The sequence below is a fragment of the Pseudomonas sp. Sample_14 genome (assembly GCF_004307515.1).
In the GTDB taxonomy this organism is placed as follows: domain Bacteria; phylum Pseudomonadota; class Gammaproteobacteria; order Pseudomonadales; family Pseudomonadaceae; genus Aquipseudomonas; species Aquipseudomonas atacamensis.
The window spans coordinates 1-17,231 of sequence record NZ_RCOC01000044.1; the positions used below are offsets into that span (position 1 = coordinate 1).

Annotated in this window: 16 protein-coding genes; 9 read left to right on the plus strand and 7 right to left on the minus strand. The window is 59.1% G+C overall.

Annotated elements, in window-relative coordinates:
* On the plus strand, positions 1 to 749 hold a 749-nt coding region (locus D8U61_RS27785; RefSeq protein WP_177433324.1), incomplete at its 5' end, for a hypothetical protein.
* Positions 750 to 785: 36 nt separating this feature from the next.
* Here D8U61_RS27785 and D8U61_RS10250 read toward each other — a convergent pair.
* Positions 786 to 2,111 carry a sigma-54 dependent transcriptional regulator gene (locus D8U61_RS10250; protein ID WP_016774678.1) on the minus strand — a complete coding sequence of 442 codons (1,326 nt, stop codon included), beginning with the start codon at positions 2,109 to 2,111 and terminating at the stop codon, positions 786 to 788.
* 510 nt (positions 2,112 to 2,621) lie between these two features.
* On the opposite strand from D8U61_RS10250, the gene D8U61_RS10255 reads away from it, so the two are divergent.
* The 3 genes from D8U61_RS10255 (at position 2,622) to nhaB (ending at position 6,033) form a co-directional block, all read left to right on the plus strand.
* The gene (locus tag D8U61_RS10255; RefSeq protein WP_016774677.1) at positions 2,622 to 2,888 is read left to right on the plus strand and encodes a hypothetical protein; all 267 of its coding nucleotides are present in this window, start codon (positions 2,622 to 2,624) and stop codon (positions 2,886 to 2,888) included.
* A gap of 264 nt (positions 2,889 to 3,152) precedes the next feature.
* Positions 3,153 to 4,442: a hypothetical protein gene (locus D8U61_RS10260; protein ID WP_130926865.1), complete on the plus strand. Its 1,290-nt coding sequence runs from the start codon at positions 3,153 to 3,155 to the stop codon at positions 4,440 to 4,442.
* Positions 4,443 to 4,530: 88 nt separating this feature from the next.
* Positions 4,531 to 6,033, plus strand: coding sequence for a sodium/proton antiporter NhaB (gene nhaB, locus D8U61_RS10265; RefSeq protein WP_130926866.1), 1,503 nt, complete (start codon positions 4,531 to 4,533; stop codon positions 6,031 to 6,033).
* A 124-nt stretch (positions 6,034 to 6,157) separates the two neighbouring features.
* Here nhaB and D8U61_RS10275 read toward each other — a convergent pair whose 3' ends face one another.
* From D8U61_RS10275 to gnd, 3 genes are read right to left on the minus strand one after another with little or no spacing between them, the layout of a single operon-like run.
* The gene (locus D8U61_RS10275) at positions 6,158 to 6,979 is read right to left on the minus strand and encodes an HAD family hydrolase (RefSeq protein ID WP_123442523.1); all 822 of its coding nucleotides are present in this window, start codon (positions 6,977 to 6,979) and stop codon (positions 6,158 to 6,160) included.
* Positions 6,976 to 8,499, minus strand: coding sequence for a glucose-6-phosphate dehydrogenase (zwf, locus tag D8U61_RS10280; RefSeq protein WP_130926867.1), 1,524 nt, complete (start codon positions 8,497 to 8,499; stop codon positions 6,976 to 6,978). Before zwf ends, D8U61_RS10275 begins: the two co-directional genes overlap by 4 nt.
* The gene (gene gnd / locus D8U61_RS10285) at positions 8,496 to 9,476 is read right to left on the minus strand and encodes a phosphogluconate dehydrogenase (NAD(+)-dependent, decarboxylating) (protein ID WP_122507312.1); all 981 of its coding nucleotides are present in this window, start codon (positions 9,474 to 9,476) and stop codon (positions 8,496 to 8,498) included. The genes zwf and gnd overlap by 4 nt, the downstream gene beginning before the upstream one ends.
* A 275-nt stretch (positions 9,477 to 9,751) precedes the next feature.
* Between gnd and D8U61_RS10290 the strand changes: the two genes are divergently transcribed.
* The 3 genes from D8U61_RS10290 (at position 9,752) to D8U61_RS10300 (ending at position 12,274) form a co-directional block, all read left to right on the plus strand.
* A complete protein-coding gene (locus tag D8U61_RS10290; protein WP_016774671.1) occupies positions 9,752 to 9,934 on the plus strand; it encodes a DUF6026 family protein in 183 nt (60 codons plus the stop codon).
* A gap of 211 nt (positions 9,935 to 10,145) precedes the next feature.
* Complete coding sequence (locus D8U61_RS10295; RefSeq protein ID WP_130926868.1) at positions 10,146 to 11,888, plus strand: phosphoethanolamine transferase CptA; 1,743 nt, start codon at positions 10,146 to 10,148, stop codon at positions 11,886 to 11,888.
* A gap of 176 nt (positions 11,889 to 12,064) precedes the next feature.
* The gene (locus D8U61_RS10300) at positions 12,065 to 12,274 is read left to right on the plus strand and encodes a hypothetical protein (RefSeq protein ID WP_130887305.1); all 210 of its coding nucleotides are present in this window, start codon (positions 12,065 to 12,067) and stop codon (positions 12,272 to 12,274) included.
* 115 nt (positions 12,275 to 12,389) lie between these two features.
* Here D8U61_RS10300 and D8U61_RS10305 read toward each other — a convergent pair whose 3' ends face one another.
* From D8U61_RS10305 to zapE, 3 genes are all read right to left on the minus strand, one after another.
* Positions 12,390 to 12,887, minus strand: a complete 498-nt coding sequence (locus D8U61_RS10305; protein WP_130926869.1) for a GNAT family N-acetyltransferase — start codon at positions 12,885 to 12,887, stop codon at positions 12,390 to 12,392.
* Positions 12,888 to 13,087: 200 nt separating this feature from the next.
* Positions 13,088 to 13,669 carry a DinB family protein gene (locus tag D8U61_RS10310; protein ID WP_125926861.1) on the minus strand — a complete coding sequence of 194 codons (582 nt, stop codon included), beginning with the start codon at positions 13,667 to 13,669 and terminating at the stop codon, positions 13,088 to 13,090.
* Between the two features lie 17 nt (positions 13,670 to 13,686).
* Positions 13,687 to 14,805: a cell division protein ZapE gene (zapE, locus tag D8U61_RS10315; protein ID WP_125926862.1), complete on the minus strand. Its 1,119-nt coding sequence runs from the start codon at positions 14,803 to 14,805 to the stop codon at positions 13,687 to 13,689.
* Between the two features lie 289 nt (positions 14,806 to 15,094).
* Between zapE and D8U61_RS10320 the strand changes: the two genes are divergently transcribed.
* Both D8U61_RS10320 and D8U61_RS10325 read left to right on the plus strand, forming a co-directional pair.
* Positions 15,095 to 16,561 carry a nucleobase:cation symporter-2 family protein gene (locus tag D8U61_RS10320; RefSeq protein WP_110645241.1) on the plus strand — a complete coding sequence of 489 codons (1,467 nt, stop codon included), beginning with the start codon at positions 15,095 to 15,097 and terminating at the stop codon, positions 16,559 to 16,561.
* A 65-nt stretch (positions 16,562 to 16,626) separates the two neighbouring features.
* Complete coding sequence (locus D8U61_RS10325; RefSeq protein ID WP_125926863.1) at positions 16,627 to 17,100, plus strand: LEA type 2 family protein; 474 nt, start codon at positions 16,627 to 16,629, stop codon at positions 17,098 to 17,100.
* Positions 17,101 to 17,231 lie beyond the last annotated feature (131 nt).

Genomic DNA, 17,231 nt, shown 5'->3' on the forward strand with positions numbered 1-17,231 from the left:
AGATCGAGGGGTTTGATGGTGAAGTGCTGGATGTTGGGTTGATCAAGGATGACACCAAGGTGTTATGTGAGGCTTGGCCGTTCCAGTGCGCCGGGTGTCCGATTTGGTTGGAGTATGTGGAGACGTTTGCGGGGGGTGGGGAGCGGGTCAAGAAGCAGTTTGTGGGGGCGGCGCATGATCAGGAAGTGGGGCTGAGTTATTTGGCTGAGGTGGAGTGGTTGCGGGGGTGTAAGGCGGATTCGACGTTGGCTGTTTTAGTGAAGGTTGGGTTGTATTTGGGGGCGGTTGAGGGTGAGGCCGTTGCGTGTCGGGTGAGAAATTATGGGGTCAGGGCTGGGTTGGATGATTTGACTACGTTTGATTATTATGATTGGAATCATTGGGCGTCAAAAGTTAGCGCATGGTCGAAGATAGTGCTTGTCGGTGAATATTTTGTTGAGACCATACCACGTGGAAGTCCGGCGAATCACGGAATAGCAATTGATAAGAGCTATCAAAAGATCGATACTGGCGCTGCTCTAGAATTCAGTTTTGATTACCGTGCGTGGGATACCAAAGTTGTAACCTTCCTCCAAAATGGTCAGCAGATGCTCGGGGAAGAATTGGCTGCATCGGAGTTGTGGCAGTCAAGAACGGTGAGATTTAATGTGGCAAAGTCTTTAACAATGGGCAGCCTGCATCTGTCTTTTACTCTAGCCGGGTATGGAAAGCTTGCTCACTTAAAAAATCTAAGATTGAGAGCAATATGATTTTCAACTTGAAACTGGCAAGGATAATTGCGGCACTCACCTAATCTGATGCTTATGCAACAACCGATAAAAAGTAGGCCGCGAAACCCCTAATACTTTCGCGGCCACACTCAAATTATCACTATGCCGATTCAACACATCACACAAAGCCTGCCGTTCCGCTCGGGTCTTGTAATCCTCCAGCGTGCCCATCGGCGTGGCAATCGAATGCTGACTGATCAACCCCAAATCCCGCGCCTCGATCTGCCGTCCCTCCGCCAACACCAGCCCCCGCCGTACCCGATTCGCCAGCTCGCGCACGTTACCCGGCCAGTCATGCTTGCCCATGGCAATCAATGCATCTTCGCTGAAGCTGCGTGGCCGGCGCCCGGTTTCGTGGCTGTAGAAGTGCGAAAAATGGTTGGCCAGCATCGACAGATCGCCATGGCGTTCGCGCAATGGCGCGGTCACCACTTGCAGTACGTTGAGCCGGTAGTAAAGGTCCTCACGAAAGCGCTTCTTCTCGATCGCCGCTTCTAGGTCAACGTGGGTTGCGGCCAGCACGCGCACATCCACCGGTATCGGCTGACTGCCGCCAACCCGCTCGATGTGCTTCTCCTGCAGAAACCGCAGGAGATTGGCCTGCAGTTCCAGCGGCAAGTCGCCGATTTCGTCGAGAAACAACGTACCGCCATTCGCCGCTTCGATGCGTCCGACCTTGCGCTGGTGTGCACCGGTGAACGCGCCTTTCTCGTGGCCGAACAATTCTGACTGAATCAAATGCTCTGGGATCGCCCCGCAGTTGATCGCTACAAACGGTTTGTTGTGACGCTGGGATTGTCGATGCAGGGTGCGCGCGACCAGCTCTTTGCCGGTGCCGCTTTCGCCGCGAATCAGCACGGGCGATTCGGTCGGGGCCAGTTTGCTCAGCAGTTTGCGCAGCTCGCGGATCGGTTTGCTGTCGCCGAGCAGTTCGTGCTCCGGTTGATCGACATGAATCGTGCCCTGCCCGCGCAGGCGCGCCATGCCGAAGGCGCGGCCGAGGGTGACCTGGACGCGGGAGACATCGAAGGGCAAGGTGTGGAAGTCGAAGAACCATTCACAAACGAAATCGCCAACATTCTGTAAGCGCAGGACTTCCTGATTGAGCACGGCAATCCATTCGGTGCCGCTGCGGCTGATCAGTTCTTTGACCGCTTCTGGACGTTCCAGGTGGTAAGGCTGCAAGCGCAGCAGGCCGACGTCACAAGCGCGGGATGCGGCGTTCTCCAGATTACAGCTGTCGACATCCCAACCGACGGCGCGCAATCCAGGCAACAGCCGATGGCAGTCGTCGCAGGGATCGACCACCAGTAAACGTCTCGACGCAGGCGCTTCGCTCATGACTGTTCCTTGGCGCCAAATTTGATAAATGATCGTAAAAACAGTCATTTGGCAGACCCGGTTGTAACACTAGCAAGATTTTGACGGGAGCTTGTACCGATTGCTTATAGGGCGGGTATTAAAAGAGTTATAAGAAAGTTGGATGTTAGTTAGCTATCGACTATTTGCGGTGAATCAAAGAGCGGCCCCTCACCCTAGCCCTCTCCCGAGGGAGAGGGAACTGACCGAGGTATTTGCGCGGGGTACGCCGATCTGAAAGACCAAGCCGAACTCGAGTTTGAAAAGCCCACAAATCGGCCCCCTTTTCTTGGGAGAGGGGTGAATTCAGCGCGGTGTTCGGACGGGTGCAGGATTAACGAAACGAACTTACGTTATGTAAAGAACCTGAAATTTCTTTGTTTCAAGTGTGACCCACCCCCCTGTTGCGTGCATCAGTACAAGTAACCCGCCGCACGGTAAGCCCAACCGACGGCACATCACTTGATTGGGCGCCAATAGAGAGAAGACCCCATGACTGCCCCGCTGCGTATCAACGAAGCACTTTTGATTGCCAACCACGCGTTCAAGCCTTTTCAGTGCGTGGCCTGGGCGCCACAAGACGGCAATGGCGAACTGAGCCTGACCGTCGTCGACCGCACCAACTCACACATCGGTCGCAAACAAATCCCGAGCAGCGCCTACTCTGACCCGGCGCAACTCGAACAACTGCTGCAACAGGCCCGCGCCGAGCTGAGCGAAGACGGTCACAAGTTGCAATCGTGGTCGATGCCACACTGATAATCGAACAAAGGCGGATGACGTTAAAGTCATCCGCCGTTGTTGTATGCGAAGTCGAATAAGCACGGTACTTACCCCGCTGCTTCATCCAAATTACTTGGCTCGCTTGCGACTGGTTCAACAAGACACTGTTCTGGCACAGTGCGACCGTCGTTCTGTTGATTCGTCCAGTTGTACTTCTCGCGGTTCAGGGATTGAATGTTTCGCTCGTGCAGTCAGCCTCCCAATCACTGGGATATCGGCTACTCGCAAGGAGACGCGTGCATGTCGACCCTGAACACTTATGCGCTGCCCACGGTATGGAAAAACCCCGGTTCGCTCGACTCGACCTTCGCCATCGGCGGTGTTGCGCAGGTGTACTTTGCCGGTAGCCTGTCCAGCCAGACGCAACATGTCGCGCTCGATGCGCAGGGTCGGATTCTGGTCGCCGCCAAGGTCGGTACGCCGAAGGGAAGTCGTTTTGGCCTGGCGCGGCTGCTGGGTGATGGTTCGGCGGATTTGTCGTTCGGTATTCAGGGCAGCGTGATCGGCAGTTTCGTCGAAGGATTCGAAGCCAAGGCCGGCAAGGTTCAGGTACTAGCTGACGGCAAGATTCTGCTGGCCGGCCTGCATTATGAAGACACCCATCGCACCCTCCCCGCCTTCGCCCTGTTCGATGCCGACGGCCGGCCAGATCGAACTTTCGGTGATGACGGCTTCCAGATCGTGCGTCTGCCCGGGGAGCTGTCCATGGGCACCCGCGACAACTGGCTGCCGCCGGGTGTGCCTGGTGTTGAAGCCTGTGACTTTGCGGTGCAGGACGACGGTCGCATTCTGCTGATCGCCAACCATCATTTCAGCCTCGCCGACCACGCCGGGATGCTGATTCGCCTGTGTCCTGATGGAAGCCTCGACGAATCGTTCAACGGGCGCGGATTTGTCATGGTTCGCCACTTGCTGCTCAACACCTGGCTGAGCACCCTGCTGTTGAAGGCGGATGGGCGAATTGTCGTCGCAGGTTCCATCGACTTTCCGCAGCAAGGGCTGCTGGCGGTTTACCAGTCCGATGGGCGTCTGGACGAGCGTTTTGCCGTGGACGGTTTCATGGCGTTCAGGGCCCACGGCAACAGCGCTCAGGTCAGCCAGATCATCGAGTCCGCCGACAGGCTCTACTGCTTCGGCAGCAGCCGCGATCCGATCCGCTGCCTGACGTTTGTCCTGCACGCCAACGGTCGACCGGACCTGCACTGTCATCATGGCCAACCACAGGTGGTGGACATCGGTCCCAGCGGATGCCAATGGAACGCCGCCCAGTTGATGAGCGATGGCCGCATCGTTGCCGTGGGCGCGACCATCGGCGGGGTTGAAGCCGACTTCATGGTCGCCCGTTATCAAGCTGACGGCAGTCTCGATCCCGCGTTCGGCCAGGGCCACGGTTGGTTGCGCACGCGACTGGGGCGAAGTCTCGATACAGCCAATTCTCTGGCCATACAAACTGACGGGGCTATCGTGGTGGGGGGCTATTCACTGGATGGCAACTACCGGGCAATGGTTGCGCGTTATCTGAATCCATAGAGCATTCAACAGGATCGAGGTTATCGGCGACTTGATCTTCCTTGAAACATCCGGCAACTTTCGCGCTTCTAAATAAAAGGAGCAGCCGATGTCCGGTTCAATCGCCCAGGCGTTCGCGCACAACTTCCTCGGGCAATCGCCACGCTGGTACAAGGCGACCATCGTCGGTTTTCTCATTCTCAATGCCGTGGTCCTGTTCACCATCGGCCCGGTCGCCGCAGGCTGGTTGCTGGTGATCGAATTCATCTTCACCCTGGCCATGGCGCTCAAGTGTTATCCGTTGATGCCCGGCGGCCTGCTGTTGATTGAAGCGTTGCTGTTGAAGATGACCACGCCGCAAGCGCTCTACGATGAGTTGCTGCACAACTTTCCGGTGATCCTGCTGCTGATGTTCATGGTTGCCGGCATCTACTTCATGAAAGATTTGCTGCTGTTTCTCTTCTCGCGGCTGCTGTTGGGCGTGCGCTCGAAAGCGATTCTGGCGCTGATGTTCTGCTTCTTGTCGGCATTTCTTTCGGCGTTTCTTGATGCGTTGACCGTGACGGCGGTGATCATCAGTGCGGCTGTCGGGTTTTACTCGGTGTATCACCGGGTCGCGTCTGGCAATGATCCACGCAAGGACAGCGAATTCGGTGACGATGAGCATTTACCGTCGCGACACCATGAGGACTTGAATCAATTCCGCGCTTTCCTGCGCAGCCTGTTGATGCACGGCGCGGTCGGCACGGCGCTCGGTGGCGTCTGCACCTTGGTCGGTGAGCCGCAGAACCTGTTGATCGGCCATGAGATGGGCTGGCATTTCGGCGAGTTCTTCCAGAAGGTTGCCCCGGTGTCGCTGCCGGTACTGGCGGCTGGTCTGGTTACTTGCGTGCTGCTGGAGAAGCTGCGCTGGTTCGGATACGGCACGCTGCTGCCGGACAACGTCCGCGCTGTGTTGGCTGACTACGCTGCCGAGGACAACGCCAAACGTACGCCTCGTCAGACGGCGGCGCTGCTGGTGCAAGGGGCGGCGGCGCTGATTCTGATTGGTTGCCTGGCGTTTCACCTGGCTGAAGTCGGCCTGATCGGATTGATGGTGATTGTGTTGATCACTGCGTTTACCGGGATCACCGACGAGCATCGCCTGGGCAGCGCATTCAAGGACGCCATGCCGTTTACCGCGCTGCTGGTGGTGTTTTTTGCCGTAGTGGCAGTCATTCACGATCAGCATCTGTTCGTTCCACTCATCGATTGGGTCTTGGCGCTGCCGATGGATCAACAGCCGGGCATGTTGTTCATCGCCAATGGTCTGCTCTCGGCGATCAGCGACAACGTATTTGTCGCGACCATTTACATCACTGAGGTGAAACAGGCTTTTCTGGCCGGGCACATGACTCGCGAGCACTTCGAAACGTTGGCGATTGCGATCAACACCGGCACCAATCTACCGAGTGTGGCGACACCGAATGGTCAGGCAGCGTTTCTGTTCCTGCTGACCTCAGCGATCGCGCCGCTGGTACGTTTGTCGTACGGGCGCATGGTGTGGATGGCGGTGCCGTATACCGTGGTGATGGGTTTGTTGGGCTGGTATGCGGTGAGCTATTGGCTCTAAGCCACACTGAATAACCCTGTGGGAGCGAGCCTGCTCGCGAATGCGTTAGGTCAGGCAAAGAAGGTGTTGAATGTGCCGACACCTTCGCGAGCAGGCTCGCTCCCACATTGGTTTTGGTGTTGGATCAGTGCGGGAGGATGTACTGCTCGATCGCCAAAGCCACGCCGTCTTCGGTGTTCGACGCTGTAACGACATCCGCCTGACGCTTCACCGCCTCTTCCGCCTGTCCCATGGCAATCGACAAGCCGGCGCATTTGAACATCGCCGGGTCGTTGCCGCCGTCGCCGATGACAGCGGTTTGCTCGAGCGGCACGCCGAGGTATTCGGCAATCGTTGTCAGCGCGGTGCCTTTGTTAGCCTCAAGCGCAGTGACGTCCAGATACACCGGCTGCGAGCGCGACACTTGCGCCATGCCGTTGACCTTGGGCAACAGCTGCGCCTCCAGCTCAATCAGCAACTCTGTGTTATTGCTGGTGGCAACGATCTTGTCGATGCGCTCCAGATACGGCTCGAAACTCTCGACCACCACCGGCGGATAGCCGAGGCCGCTCTGCTCACGAGGGACCATCGGTCCGTGCGGGTCCTTGAGCAGCCAGTCGCCGCCGCTGAACACCCAGATTTCCACCTCCGGTTGATCGGCAAACTGCGCCAAAGCAATCAGCGCGGTCGTGGCCGGCAGATAATGCGCGGCCAACAGTGTGCCGTCCGGTTTGACGATGGTGCCGCCATTGAACGCCGCTGTCGGCAGATCAACGCCCAGCGCCTCGATCTGCTGCAACATGGCTTTCGGCGGGCGGCCGCTGGCGAGGCTGAACAGCACGCCGGCCTCGCGCAACGAGCGAACGGCGTCGATGGTGCGTTGATTCAGTGTGTGATCCGGCAGCAACAGCGTGCCGTCCATGTCGCTGAGCAGAAAACGTATCGGTTGTTTCGACAAATCACTCATCCCAGGCTGTGCCAGACGCGACCATCGCGAGTCAGCAGATCTTCAGCTGCTTGCGGGCCATCTTCGCCGGCCGCATACGTCTCGACGCTGGCATCCTGCTGCCAGGCATCAAGGAAAGGCTGCACGGCTCGCCAGCCGTTCTCGATGTTGTCGGCACGCTGGAACAGCGTCTGGTCGCCGGTCAGGCAGTCGTAGATCAAGGTTTCGTAGCCGGTGGAAGGCTGCATCTCAAAGAAGTCCTTGTACGCAAAACCCAGCTCGATATTGGCCATGTTCAGCGCCGGCCCCGGGCGCTTGGCCAGCAGGTCGAACCACATGCCTTCGTTTGGCTGGATCTGGATGCGCAGATAAGTCGGCTGCAACTCGTCGACTTCGGTGTCGCGGAACTGTGCGTACGGCGCTGGTTTGAAGCAGATGACGATCTCGGTGTCGCGCACGCTCATGCGCTTGCCGGTGCGCAGATAGAACGGCACGCCGACCCAGCGCCAGTTATCGATCATCACCTTCAGCGCCACGTAGGTTTCCGTGGTGCTGTCGGGCGACACGTTGGCTTCTTCGCGATAACCCTTCAACGGCTGGCCATCGCGCTCGCCAGCGCTGTACTGGCCGCGCACCGAGTTGGCCCGGGCTTCTTCCGTCGACCAGGGACGAATCGCCCCGACCACTTTGGCTTTCTCGCCGCGCACCGCGTCAGCGCCGAAAGCAGCCGGCGGTTCCATGGCGACCATGGCCAGCAACTGGAACAGGTGATTGGGCACCATGTCGCGCAGTGCGCCGGTGTGTTCGTAAAAACTGCCACGGGTTTCCACGCCGACGGTTTCCGCCGCGGTGATCTGCACGTGGTCGATGTAATGGTTGTTCCAGAACGCTTCGAACAGGCTGTTGGAGAACCGGCTGACCAGGATGTTCTGCACGGTTTCCTTGCCCAGATAGTGATCGATCCGGTAGATCTGCTTTTCGCTCATGACCTTGAGCAGGCAAGCGTTCAAGGCTTCGGCAGTGTGCAGATCGGAGCCGAACGGCTTCTCGATCACCACCCTTCTGAACGCTTCGGGGGCTTCTTCAAGCAAACCGGCGCTGCCGAGACGGCGCACCACTTCACTGAAGAAACGCGGCGCGGTGGCCAGATAGAACACCGCATTGCCGGTGCCGCTGTCGGCGATTTTCGCCGCCAGGGCTGAATAAGTGCTGTCGTCGAGGAAATCGCCCTGGACGTAGCTGATGCCTTTGGCGAGCTTGGCCCACAAGGCCGGATCAAGCATCTGATCGCCCTTGCCGACCTTCGCCGCCACTTCGGTACGGATGAAGTCTTCGAGCTTCTGCGCAAAGGCTTCATCGGTAATGGCGTTGTGATCAACGCCGACGATCCGCAGATTCTCGTCGAGCAGGCCGTCGCGACTGAGGTTGTACAGCGCCGGCATGAGCAAGCGCTTGACCAGGTCGCCGTGGGCACCGAACAGGAACAGCGTGGTCGGTGGTGCGGGTTCTGCCTTGGATTTTCTGGGGATCGTACGGGTCATTTTTTCGCGGTCTCTACGTGGCCGCCGAAGCCGAAGCGTTGTGCTGACAGGATCTTGTCACCGAAGGTGCCCTGCCCGCGAGAGCGGTAACGGGAGAACAGCGAGTTGGACAGCACCGGTACCGGCACCGCTTGCTCCATGGCCGCTTCGATGGTCCATTGGCCTTCGCCGCTGTCAGCCACGGAACCGGAGAAACCGTCGAGCTTCGGATCGCTGGCCAGCGCATCGGCAGTCAGGTCCAGCAGCCACGACGAAACCACGCTGCCACGACGCCAGACCTCAGCGATATCAGCCACGTTCAGATCAAATCGCTGATCTTCCGGCAGGCGTTCGCTGGATTTGGTCTTGAGGATGTCGAAGCCCTCGGCGAACGCGGCCATCATGCCGTACTCGATGCCGTTGTGGATCATCTTCACGAAGTGCCCGGCGCCTGCGGGACCGGCGTGGATGTAGCCGTGCTCGGCACGGTGGTCATCGGATTTGCGGTCCTTGGTACGCGGGATGTCGCCCATGCCCGGCGCCAGTGCGGCGAACAGCGGATCCAGACGTTTGACCGTCTCGGCGTCGCCGCCAATCATCATGCAATAGCCGCGTTCCAGACCCCAGACGCCGCCGGAGGTGCCGACGTCGATGTAGTGCAGGCCCTTCTCGTTCAGCGTCTTGGCGCGACGAATGTCGTCCTTGTAGTTGGTGTTGCCGCCGTCGATGATCGTATCGCCGGGCTCAAGCAGTTCGCTCAGGGTGTTGATGGTGTCTTCGGTCGGTGCGCCCGCCGGCAGCATGACCCAGACCGCGCGCGGCTTGTCGAGGCCGGCGACCAGCGCTGGCAAGTCGGCGACGCCAGTGGAGCCCTCGGCGACCAGGTTATCGATGAAAGCGGTATTGCGGTCGTAAACAACGGTGGTGTGCCCGTTGAGCATCAGACGTCGCGCAATATTGCCGCCCATGCGGCCCAGTCCAATAATCCCGAGTTGCATGTGCTGATGCTCCTTACTACAAATAAATGTGTGTCATTGGTTATAGCCCAACGCGACTGATGGAGGTTAGTCCAGAGCGTTGCGATGAAGTTTCCGGGCATTGTGCCCGATCCAGAGTGATAACGCCCCGAATCCTGCCGAAGACACACCGACCATGAAAAATAAAAAAGTTCCCTTCCAGGGCAAAAGAAATCAAAATTGGCGCCGATAGTAAGTCAAGCGCCTCAAAACGAGGAGTGACTTACAGTTGATGCACGCCATTTGCGAGGTGAGCAATGGGCACAGTACACACAGCAATGCCGCCACAAACCCTCTACGTTACGATCCGTCGCGATGAATTGCGCCAGTTGAAAGACGAGCGCGACCAGTTGAAGCACGAATTGGCGCAATTGCGCGCATTGACCCAGGGCTCGCAGCCGCAACCGCGTCCGGTTGTGCAGCGCGCACCCCACGCCTGATCCCCGCCTGCTTCGGGAACGGCCCCCGTCGTTCCCGACACGTTGCACCTCTGACCGCTTGATACACACCAACAGCGGCGCTTAACAAATCTTTCACAAGCCCTTGGGGATACTCCGCCCCATTCTGGCCGTGCCTGCGCGCACGGCCTCTGTTCGTCGGTGTCATGGAAGCGTTTCCGGCGTGGGTCTGATGATTGAGCTGGAGCGCTGAATGGCATTGTTCAAACGCAGCAAAACGACTGCGGCCGGTTTCGACTGGGCCGGATTCATCTGGCTGTTCGTCTTCTTCTGGTATTTCTCGGGTATTACCCAACTGCTGATCCAGCTGACCGGCACGTCCGGCTTCACCGGATTTCGTCAGGCCTTCGTGATGAGCGCGCTGTGGCTGGCGCCGATGCTGCTGTTCCCCAAACAGACTCGCCTGCTCGCGGCGATCATCGGTGTGGTGCTGTGGGCCTGCTCGATGGCCAGCCTCGGCTACTTCTTCATTTATCAGCAGGAATTCTCGCAGAGCGTCATCTTCATCATGTTCGAGTCGAACGTGTCGGAAGCCGGCGAGTACATGACCCAGTATTTCGCCTGGTGGATGATCCCGGCGTTCCTCGCCCATACCGCGTTTGCCTACTTTCTGTGGACGCGCCTGCGTCCGGTGTACATGCCGCGTGGACGCGCAATGGTTGCCGCGACCGCGATCGTGATCGCCGTGGCCGGTTATCCGCTGGTCAAGCAAACCATGCGCATGGGCAATTTCGCTGAAGGCTTCGAGAAATTCGAAACCCGCATCGAGCCTGCCGTGCCGTGGCAGATGGCCGTGGCGTATCACCGCTATCTGGAAACGCTGGGGGATATGCAAGGCATGCTCGACAGTGCCAGCAAGATCCCGCCGCTGAAAAACCTCAAGGACGCCTCGGCCGGGCAACCGGCGACTTTGGTGCTGGTGATCGGCGAATCGACCAACCGCCAGCGCATGAGTCTTTACGGATACCCGCGCAACACCACGCCGGAACTGGACAAGCTCAAGGATCAACTGGCGGTTTTTGACAACGTCATCACCCCGCGCCCTTACACCATCGAAGCGCTGCAGCAAGTGCTGACCTTCGCCGATGAGCAGAACCCGGATCTGTACCTGTCGACGCCATCGCTGGTCAGCGTGATGAAACAGGCCGGTTACAAGACCTTCTGGATCACCAACCAGCAGACCATGACCAAGCGCAACACCATGCTCACGACCTTCTCCGAACAGGCTGACGAGCAGGTGTACCTGAACAACAACCGCAACCAGAACTCGGCGCAATACGATGGCGACGTCATCGAGCCGTTCAACAAGGCGCTGGCCGATGCGGCGCCGCGCAAGCTGATCGTCGTGCATCTGCTCGGCACGCACATGAGCTATCAGTACCGTTATCCGCCGACGTTCGACAAGTTCAAGGATCGCCAAGGCGTTCCGGCTGGCGTGCGTGACGATCAGGTACCGACTTACAACAGCTATGACAATGCCGTGCTGTACAACGACTTCGTGGTCTCGAGCCTGATCAAGGACTACGCCAAAACCGACCCGAATGGCTTCCTGCTGTACCTGTCCGACCACGGTGAGGATGTCTTCGACTCCGCCGGCCACGGCACGCTGGGCCGCAACGAAAACAAACCGACCGCGCCGATGTACACCATCCCGTTCATGGCCTGGGCCTCGCCGAAGTGGAAGGAAAACCATGACTGGAACTTCGCCGGCGACCTCAGTCGCCCGTACAGCAGCTCGCAGCTCATTCATACCTGGGCGGACTTGGCCGGGTTGAGCTCCGATGAACTGGATCGCAGCAAAAGCCTGGTCAGCGACAGCTTCGTACCGCGCAAGCTGCTGATTGGCGACCCGTACCAGGCACCGCGGCGGGCGTTGATTGACTTCAGTTTGATGAAGCCAAAGCACCCGGATCCGGCGGAAGTAGCGCAGAAGTAAAACGACAAAGGGCCGAGAAGGCCCTTTTTTGTGCCTATCGACCGCATTGTTTCTGTAATACGCCGCAATATTTGCGCTGAACCAGCGTTAACCCATTGTTAATGGCCGCGACGCAGACTTCTTTCGCGGTCTGCTTCACGGACGAACCGACTCCCACTTGTTCAGTAGGAGGCACCATGAAAACCACCACTATCACTCTCACCACCTTGCTCGCCCTTGGCTCTACCAGCGTCTTCGCCGAGGGCGGCGCCGAGCGTATGCGTTATTACTACGACAACTTCCCGGTCCAGCACGCGCAAGGCGAGCAAAAGGCCGACGCCAGCGCGAAAGAAATTCGCGTCCCTGCTGACCAGACGGCGCAGGTGACCGAGTCTTATCGCGACTGAGCTTTACCGAGCAACCGATGGACCTTCCGTGGCTCCGCTCTGGCCCGGGAGATGACAGTTAGGCGCCCTGCTTGGGGCGCCTTTTTTTATGTTGGTGATTTGCGGTGAGAAGCCTTCAGGCCTGCAAATCCTTTATCCAGAACAACATCCGCCCGTGATCTGGATTGAACATCCCCGGTGCAAAGCCGAATTTGCGATACGAACCCTGCGCCACCGCATTGCCTTCCAGCACTTCCAGGGTGATCTTGCAGCAACCGCGCTGACGGGCGATGTCTTCTACCTTCTGCAGCATTTTCTGACTGAGCCCCAGGCCGCGAAATTTGCCGACCACGGCGACGTCGTGAACGTTGACCAGCGGTTTGCAAGCGAAGGTCGAGAAGCCTTCGAAACAGTTAACCAGCCCGGCCGGTTCGCCGCCGACGAAGGCCAGCACACTGAAGGCATGCGGGCGGCGGGCGAGTTCTTCGGGAAGTCGACGCAGCAGGTCGGGGTCGAGGGCGTGACCGCCGCCCATGGGATCTTCGGCGTAGTGGTTGAGCACGATGCCGATGGCTTCGGCGTGCACCGGGTTGCTGTAGCTGGCCTGAAGTACGAGTATTTCTGCGGAATCCATTTCCATCCCCGATAAGCAAAAAGCCCCGGCGCGCAAGGTGCTAGCTGGAAGGCCTAGCGGGGACATTAGCTTGGGTGCGCCTGAGAGGGCAACTTGAAAAGCTGAAGATCAAAAGATCGCAGCCTCGTTGCACTCGTCAGCTCCTACGGTCCGATATGTGTAGGAGTTGACGAGTGCAACGAGGCTGCGATCTTTCGCGGTCAGTGGCCCCAGATAAGCTCTTCAGTCCAGCCCAGTTCGGCGAAGTCTTCGGCGCGCAATGCGCTTTCGCCAACACAGAAAAACTCATCCAGTTGCGGTGGCTTGACCGTCGTGCCGCTGAGCATGGCGTGCACTTGGCCGCGATGATGGATCTGGTGTTCGAACAGGTGCGAAAGCATGCGCAGGCGGCTGTCATGTTGCGGTTCGTCGCGAGCGATAGTGACGATTCTTGGCAGATCGGCATCGCGCAGTTGCTCGCAATAGGCGAGCAGCCGGCGATCAACGCGGGCCTGTTCGGCACGCAGCGTTGCGGCATCGGTAAACGGCTCGTCCTGATTAAAGAATACGTAGCAATCCGGGTGCGGCTCGTCCCCGCGCAATTCGCGCTCCAGCGCGTCGACGTAGAACCAGTCGCAGGTGAGGATGTGATTAAGCGTGAGGCGGATGCCGGGGAAGAAGCTCACCCGTGGCGCCGCCAATTCAGTGGCGTCGAGCCGGGTCCAGGCCTTGGCCAGGCGGTGATTGGCCCAGGCATTCTGATAGGCCATGGTCAGCAAATGATGGGACAGCGGTTGACTCATGTCGGCGCCCTCTTCTTTCAGGCTTCAGCGAAGCGCTGCAATTGCATCTCCCGCAAACGGCTGAGGGTGCGGCGGAAAGGGAATTCCAGATAGCCCTCGGTGTACAGCGCCTCCATCGGAACGCTTGCCTCGACGTACAGCGGCACTTTGCGGTCGTAGCATTCGTCGACCAGTGCGATAAAGCGGCGAACGCCGTCGTCGTGCACCGATAACTGTGGCAATTCCCGGTCGCCGGCGACCACGCGCGCAGCGCCGTCTTCGGTACCGCGTGCAATACGTCCTTCGCGTTTTTGTGCGCTGAGGTTCGGCACTTCGCTCAACAGAATAGCCCGGTAGCGATCACACAGGGCAATGAAGTCCATGGCGGCGAAAGGTTGTTCGCACAGATCGCTGTAGCGGCACCACAGCACGGATTCGCTGGCTTGCACCACGTTGAGCGTGCGGTGGCCCACGGCGACTGGCTCCTCGCTGACAGTCTCATCTGCAGCCAGCGATTTGAACACGGCCTCCAGTGCGCTCGGTAAATCATCCGCGCGAACAAAATAACGCTGCTCGATCGTCCCCGGATGCAAGCGATGATCCTCGGCGCCATTCACCGCGACCACGGTCATGTGCGCCTTGATCGCCGCAATCGCCGGCGTGAAACGGTCGCGGTTGAAGCCGTCGGCGTATAGATCATCGGGCGGCAGATTGGAGGTGCAGACGATCACCACACCTTCATCGAACATCACCTGAAACAGCCGGCCGAGAATGATCGCGTCGCCGATGTCATTGACGAACAGTTCATCGAAGCACAGCACGCGCACTTCGCCGGCCAGCTCTTTGGCCAAAGCGCGCAACGGATCGGCGATGCCACTGAGTTGAAACGAACGCTGATGCACCCAGCCCATGAAGTGATGAAAGTGTTGACGCCGCGCTGGCACCCGCAGGCTCTGATAGAACTGATCCATCAGCCAGGTCTTGCCACGACCGACTGGCCCCCACAGGTACACGCCGCTGACCGAACGGGCACCGGTGTGCAAGGCTTCATGGCATTTTTGCAAGGCCCAGACCGCGTGTTCCTGGGCTTCATCCTGGATGAAACCCTTGTGGTCGACTGCGTATTGCCAGGCACTGAGGGGGGAGTCGAAAGTCATGCGCGGGAGTATGCCACGGGCGCTTTTTCATTGCCGGTCGAGGCACGTTTGATCGTTCCCGCGCTCCGCGTGGGAATGCCTCAAGGGACGCTCCGCGCTCCAGCTCTGGAAGGGACGCGGAGCGTCCCGGGCTGCATTCCCACGCGGAGCATGGGAACGATCAGAACAAGGGAGAGGCAGTAAAACCTGACCTTTCAGGCAGTTATTGCTCGTTGCCCTCGCCGCCCTCTTCCGGCATTCTGCGCACCCATTTTCTGACCCGGCCCCGCCTTGCGGCGCGCACATCACCATGACCGCCTCTGACAAAACCCCGCGCAACAACGACCTGATCTACGGCCTCAACGACCGTCCGCACCTGACCGCCACGGTGTTCGCCGCGCTGCAACACGTGCTGGCGAGTTTCGTCGGCATCATCACCCCGACCCTGATCATGGGCGGCGCCCTCGGTCTGCACAGTGAAATCCCCTATCTGATCAGCATGGCGCTGTTCGTCTCCGGCCTCGGCACCTTTGTCCAGGCCAAGCGCTTCGGTCCGGTGGGTTCCGGTCTGCTGTGTCTGCAAGGCACCAGTTTTTCCTTTATCAGCGTGATTCTCAGCGCCGGGTTCATGGTCAAGGCGCGTGGCGGTGGCACTGACGAAATCCTCTCGACGATCTTCGGCGTGTGCTTCTTCGCCGCGTTCATCGAAGTGGTGCTCAGCCAGTTCATCGGCAAACTGCGCATGCTGATCACGCCGGTGGTGACCGGCACGATCATCACGCTGATGGGCCTGTCGCTGATCAAAGTGGCGATGACCGACATCGCCGGCGGCTTCGGCGCGCCAGATCTTGGCGCGGCCAGCCATGTGTTTCTCGCAGCACTGGTGATCGGCACCATCGTTGTGCTGAACCGTGTCGACGTGCCGTTTCTGCGCCTGGGCGCGATCGTCATTGGCCTGACCCTCGGCTACGTAGTGGCATGGCTGATGGGCACGGTGGATTTCGCTTCGATGCCCGAGGTGCCGCTGGTCAGCGTGCCGGTGCCGTTCAAGTATGGCTTCAACTTCGATTGGGTGGCGTTCGTGCCGGTGGCAGTGATTTTCCTTGTGTCGCCGCTGGAAGCGGCCGGTGACCTGACCGCCAACTCGATGATCTCGCGGCAACCGGTGAAAGGCCCGCTGTACATCCGCCGGATCAAATCCGGCCTGCTCGCCGATGGTCTCAACTCGGCCATGGCGGCAGTGTTCAACAGCATGCCGATGGTGACCTTTGCGCAGAACAACGGCGTGATCCAGTTGACTGGCGTGGCCAGCCGCTACGTGGCGTTTTTCATCGCCGGGCTGCTGGTGTTGCTCGGTTTGTTCCCGATGATCGGCGCGGTGCTGCAATTGATGCCGAAACCGGTGCTGGGCGGCGCCGAGCTGGTGATGTTCGGTACCGTCGCCGTGGCCGGGATCAAGATCCTCGCCGAGGCCGGCCTGCATCGACGCAACATGCTGATCGTGGCGATTTCCCTCGGCATGGGCCTGGGCATCGCGGCGGTGCCGGAAGTCCTGCGCGAACTGCCGCAAGCGCTGCGCAATATCTTCGAATCGCCGATCACCGTTGGCGCGTTGTGCGCTATCGTGCTGAACATCTTCCTGCCGGAAGAATTCATCGAGCTGGAAGAAGACGACTTCGACCCGGAAGCTTCGATCCTGCAGGTCATGGAAAACCCCGACGTCACCGCCAAAGGTGAACCCGGCCAAGCGGCGGCTGTCGCACAGTTGAACCGCTGACGTCGCGCCTTGGCAAAAAGGGCTGCACCGGCGACGGTTCAGCCCTTTTTTGTCGAGAGATTTTTATGCGCCGCCTCCACGCCGTCTTCCTGTCGCTTCTGCTGTTGTCGCTCAGTGCCTGCGCATTGTTTCCCAATCGCGACCCGGTGAACATCAACGTGGTCGGCCTCGAACCGTTGCCCAGTCAGGAACTGGAAGTACGCTTCGCGATCAAGCTGCGCGTGCAGAACCCCAATGAAACGGCGATCGATTACAACGGCATCGCCCTGGATCTGGAGGTCAATGGTCATTCGCTGGCTTCGGGTGTGAGCGATCAGAGCGGCTCAATCCCGCGTTTCTCTGAAGCCATTGTCACGGTGCCGGTCAGCGTCTCGGCGTTCTCGTTCCTGCGCCAGACCTTGGGCCTGAGCCAGACGCAAAGCCTCGATAACCTGCCCTACGTGCTGCGCGGCAAACTGGCGGGCGGGTTGTTCGGCACGATGCGCTTTACCGACAGCGGCAAGTTGAGCTTGCCTAAAGCGAGTGCGGCGACTTGGTAGTCAGCGGTTCCAATCGGCAGAACAACACACAATCCCTGTGGGAGCGAGCCTGCTCGCGAAAGCGGTAGTTCAGGCAATTCCAATATTGCAGGTGCCTACGTCTTCGCGAGCAGGCTCGCTCCCACAGGTTC

Bases quoted from the DNA above. Each gene is read 5' to 3' on its own strand.
- D8U61_RS10275 (WP_123442523.1), bottom strand. From the start codon at position 6,979: ATGAGTGATTTGTCGAAACAACCGATACGTTTTCTGCTCAGCGACATG.
- D8U61_RS10260 (WP_130926865.1), top strand. From the start codon at position 3,153: ATGTCGACCCTGAACACTTATGCGCTGCCCACGGTATGGAAAAACCCC.
- nhaB (WP_130926866.1), top strand. From the start codon at position 4,531: ATGTCCGGTTCAATCGCCCAGGCGTTCGCGCACAACTTCCTCGGGCAA.
- D8U61_RS10320 (WP_110645241.1), top strand. From the start codon at position 15,095: ATGACCGCCTCTGACAAAACCCCGCGCAACAACGACCTGATCTACGGC.
- D8U61_RS10325 (WP_125926863.1), top strand. From the start codon at position 16,627: ATGCGCCGCCTCCACGCCGTCTTCCTGTCGCTTCTGCTGTTGTCGCTC.
- D8U61_RS10310 (WP_125926861.1), bottom strand. From the start codon at position 13,669: ATGAGTCAACCGCTGTCCCATCATTTGCTGACCATGGCCTATCAGAAT.
- zapE (WP_125926862.1), bottom strand. From the start codon at position 14,805: ATGACTTTCGACTCCCCCCTCAGTGCCTGGCAATACGCAGTCGACCAC.
- gnd (WP_122507312.1), bottom strand. From the start codon at position 9,476: ATGCAACTCGGGATTATTGGACTGGGCCGCATGGGCGGCAATATTGCG.
- D8U61_RS10305 (WP_130926869.1), bottom strand. From the start codon at position 12,887: ATGGATTCCGCAGAAATACTCGTACTTCAGGCCAGCTACAGCAACCCG.
- D8U61_RS10255 (WP_016774677.1), top strand. From the start codon at position 2,622: ATGACTGCCCCGCTGCGTATCAACGAAGCACTTTTGATTGCCAACCAC.
- D8U61_RS10290 (WP_016774671.1), top strand. From the start codon at position 9,752: ATGGGCACAGTACACACAGCAATGCCGCCACAAACCCTCTACGTTACG.
- D8U61_RS10250 (WP_016774678.1), bottom strand. From the start codon at position 2,111: ATGAGCGAAGCGCCTGCGTCGAGACGTTTACTGGTGGTCGATCCCTGC.
- D8U61_RS10300 (WP_130887305.1), top strand. From the start codon at position 12,065: ATGAAAACCACCACTATCACTCTCACCACCTTGCTCGCCCTTGGCTCT.
- D8U61_RS10295 (WP_130926868.1), top strand. From the start codon at position 10,146: ATGGCATTGTTCAAACGCAGCAAAACGACTGCGGCCGGTTTCGACTGG.
- zwf (WP_130926867.1), bottom strand. From the start codon at position 8,499: ATGACCCGTACGATCCCCAGAAAATCCAAGGCAGAACCCGCACCACCG.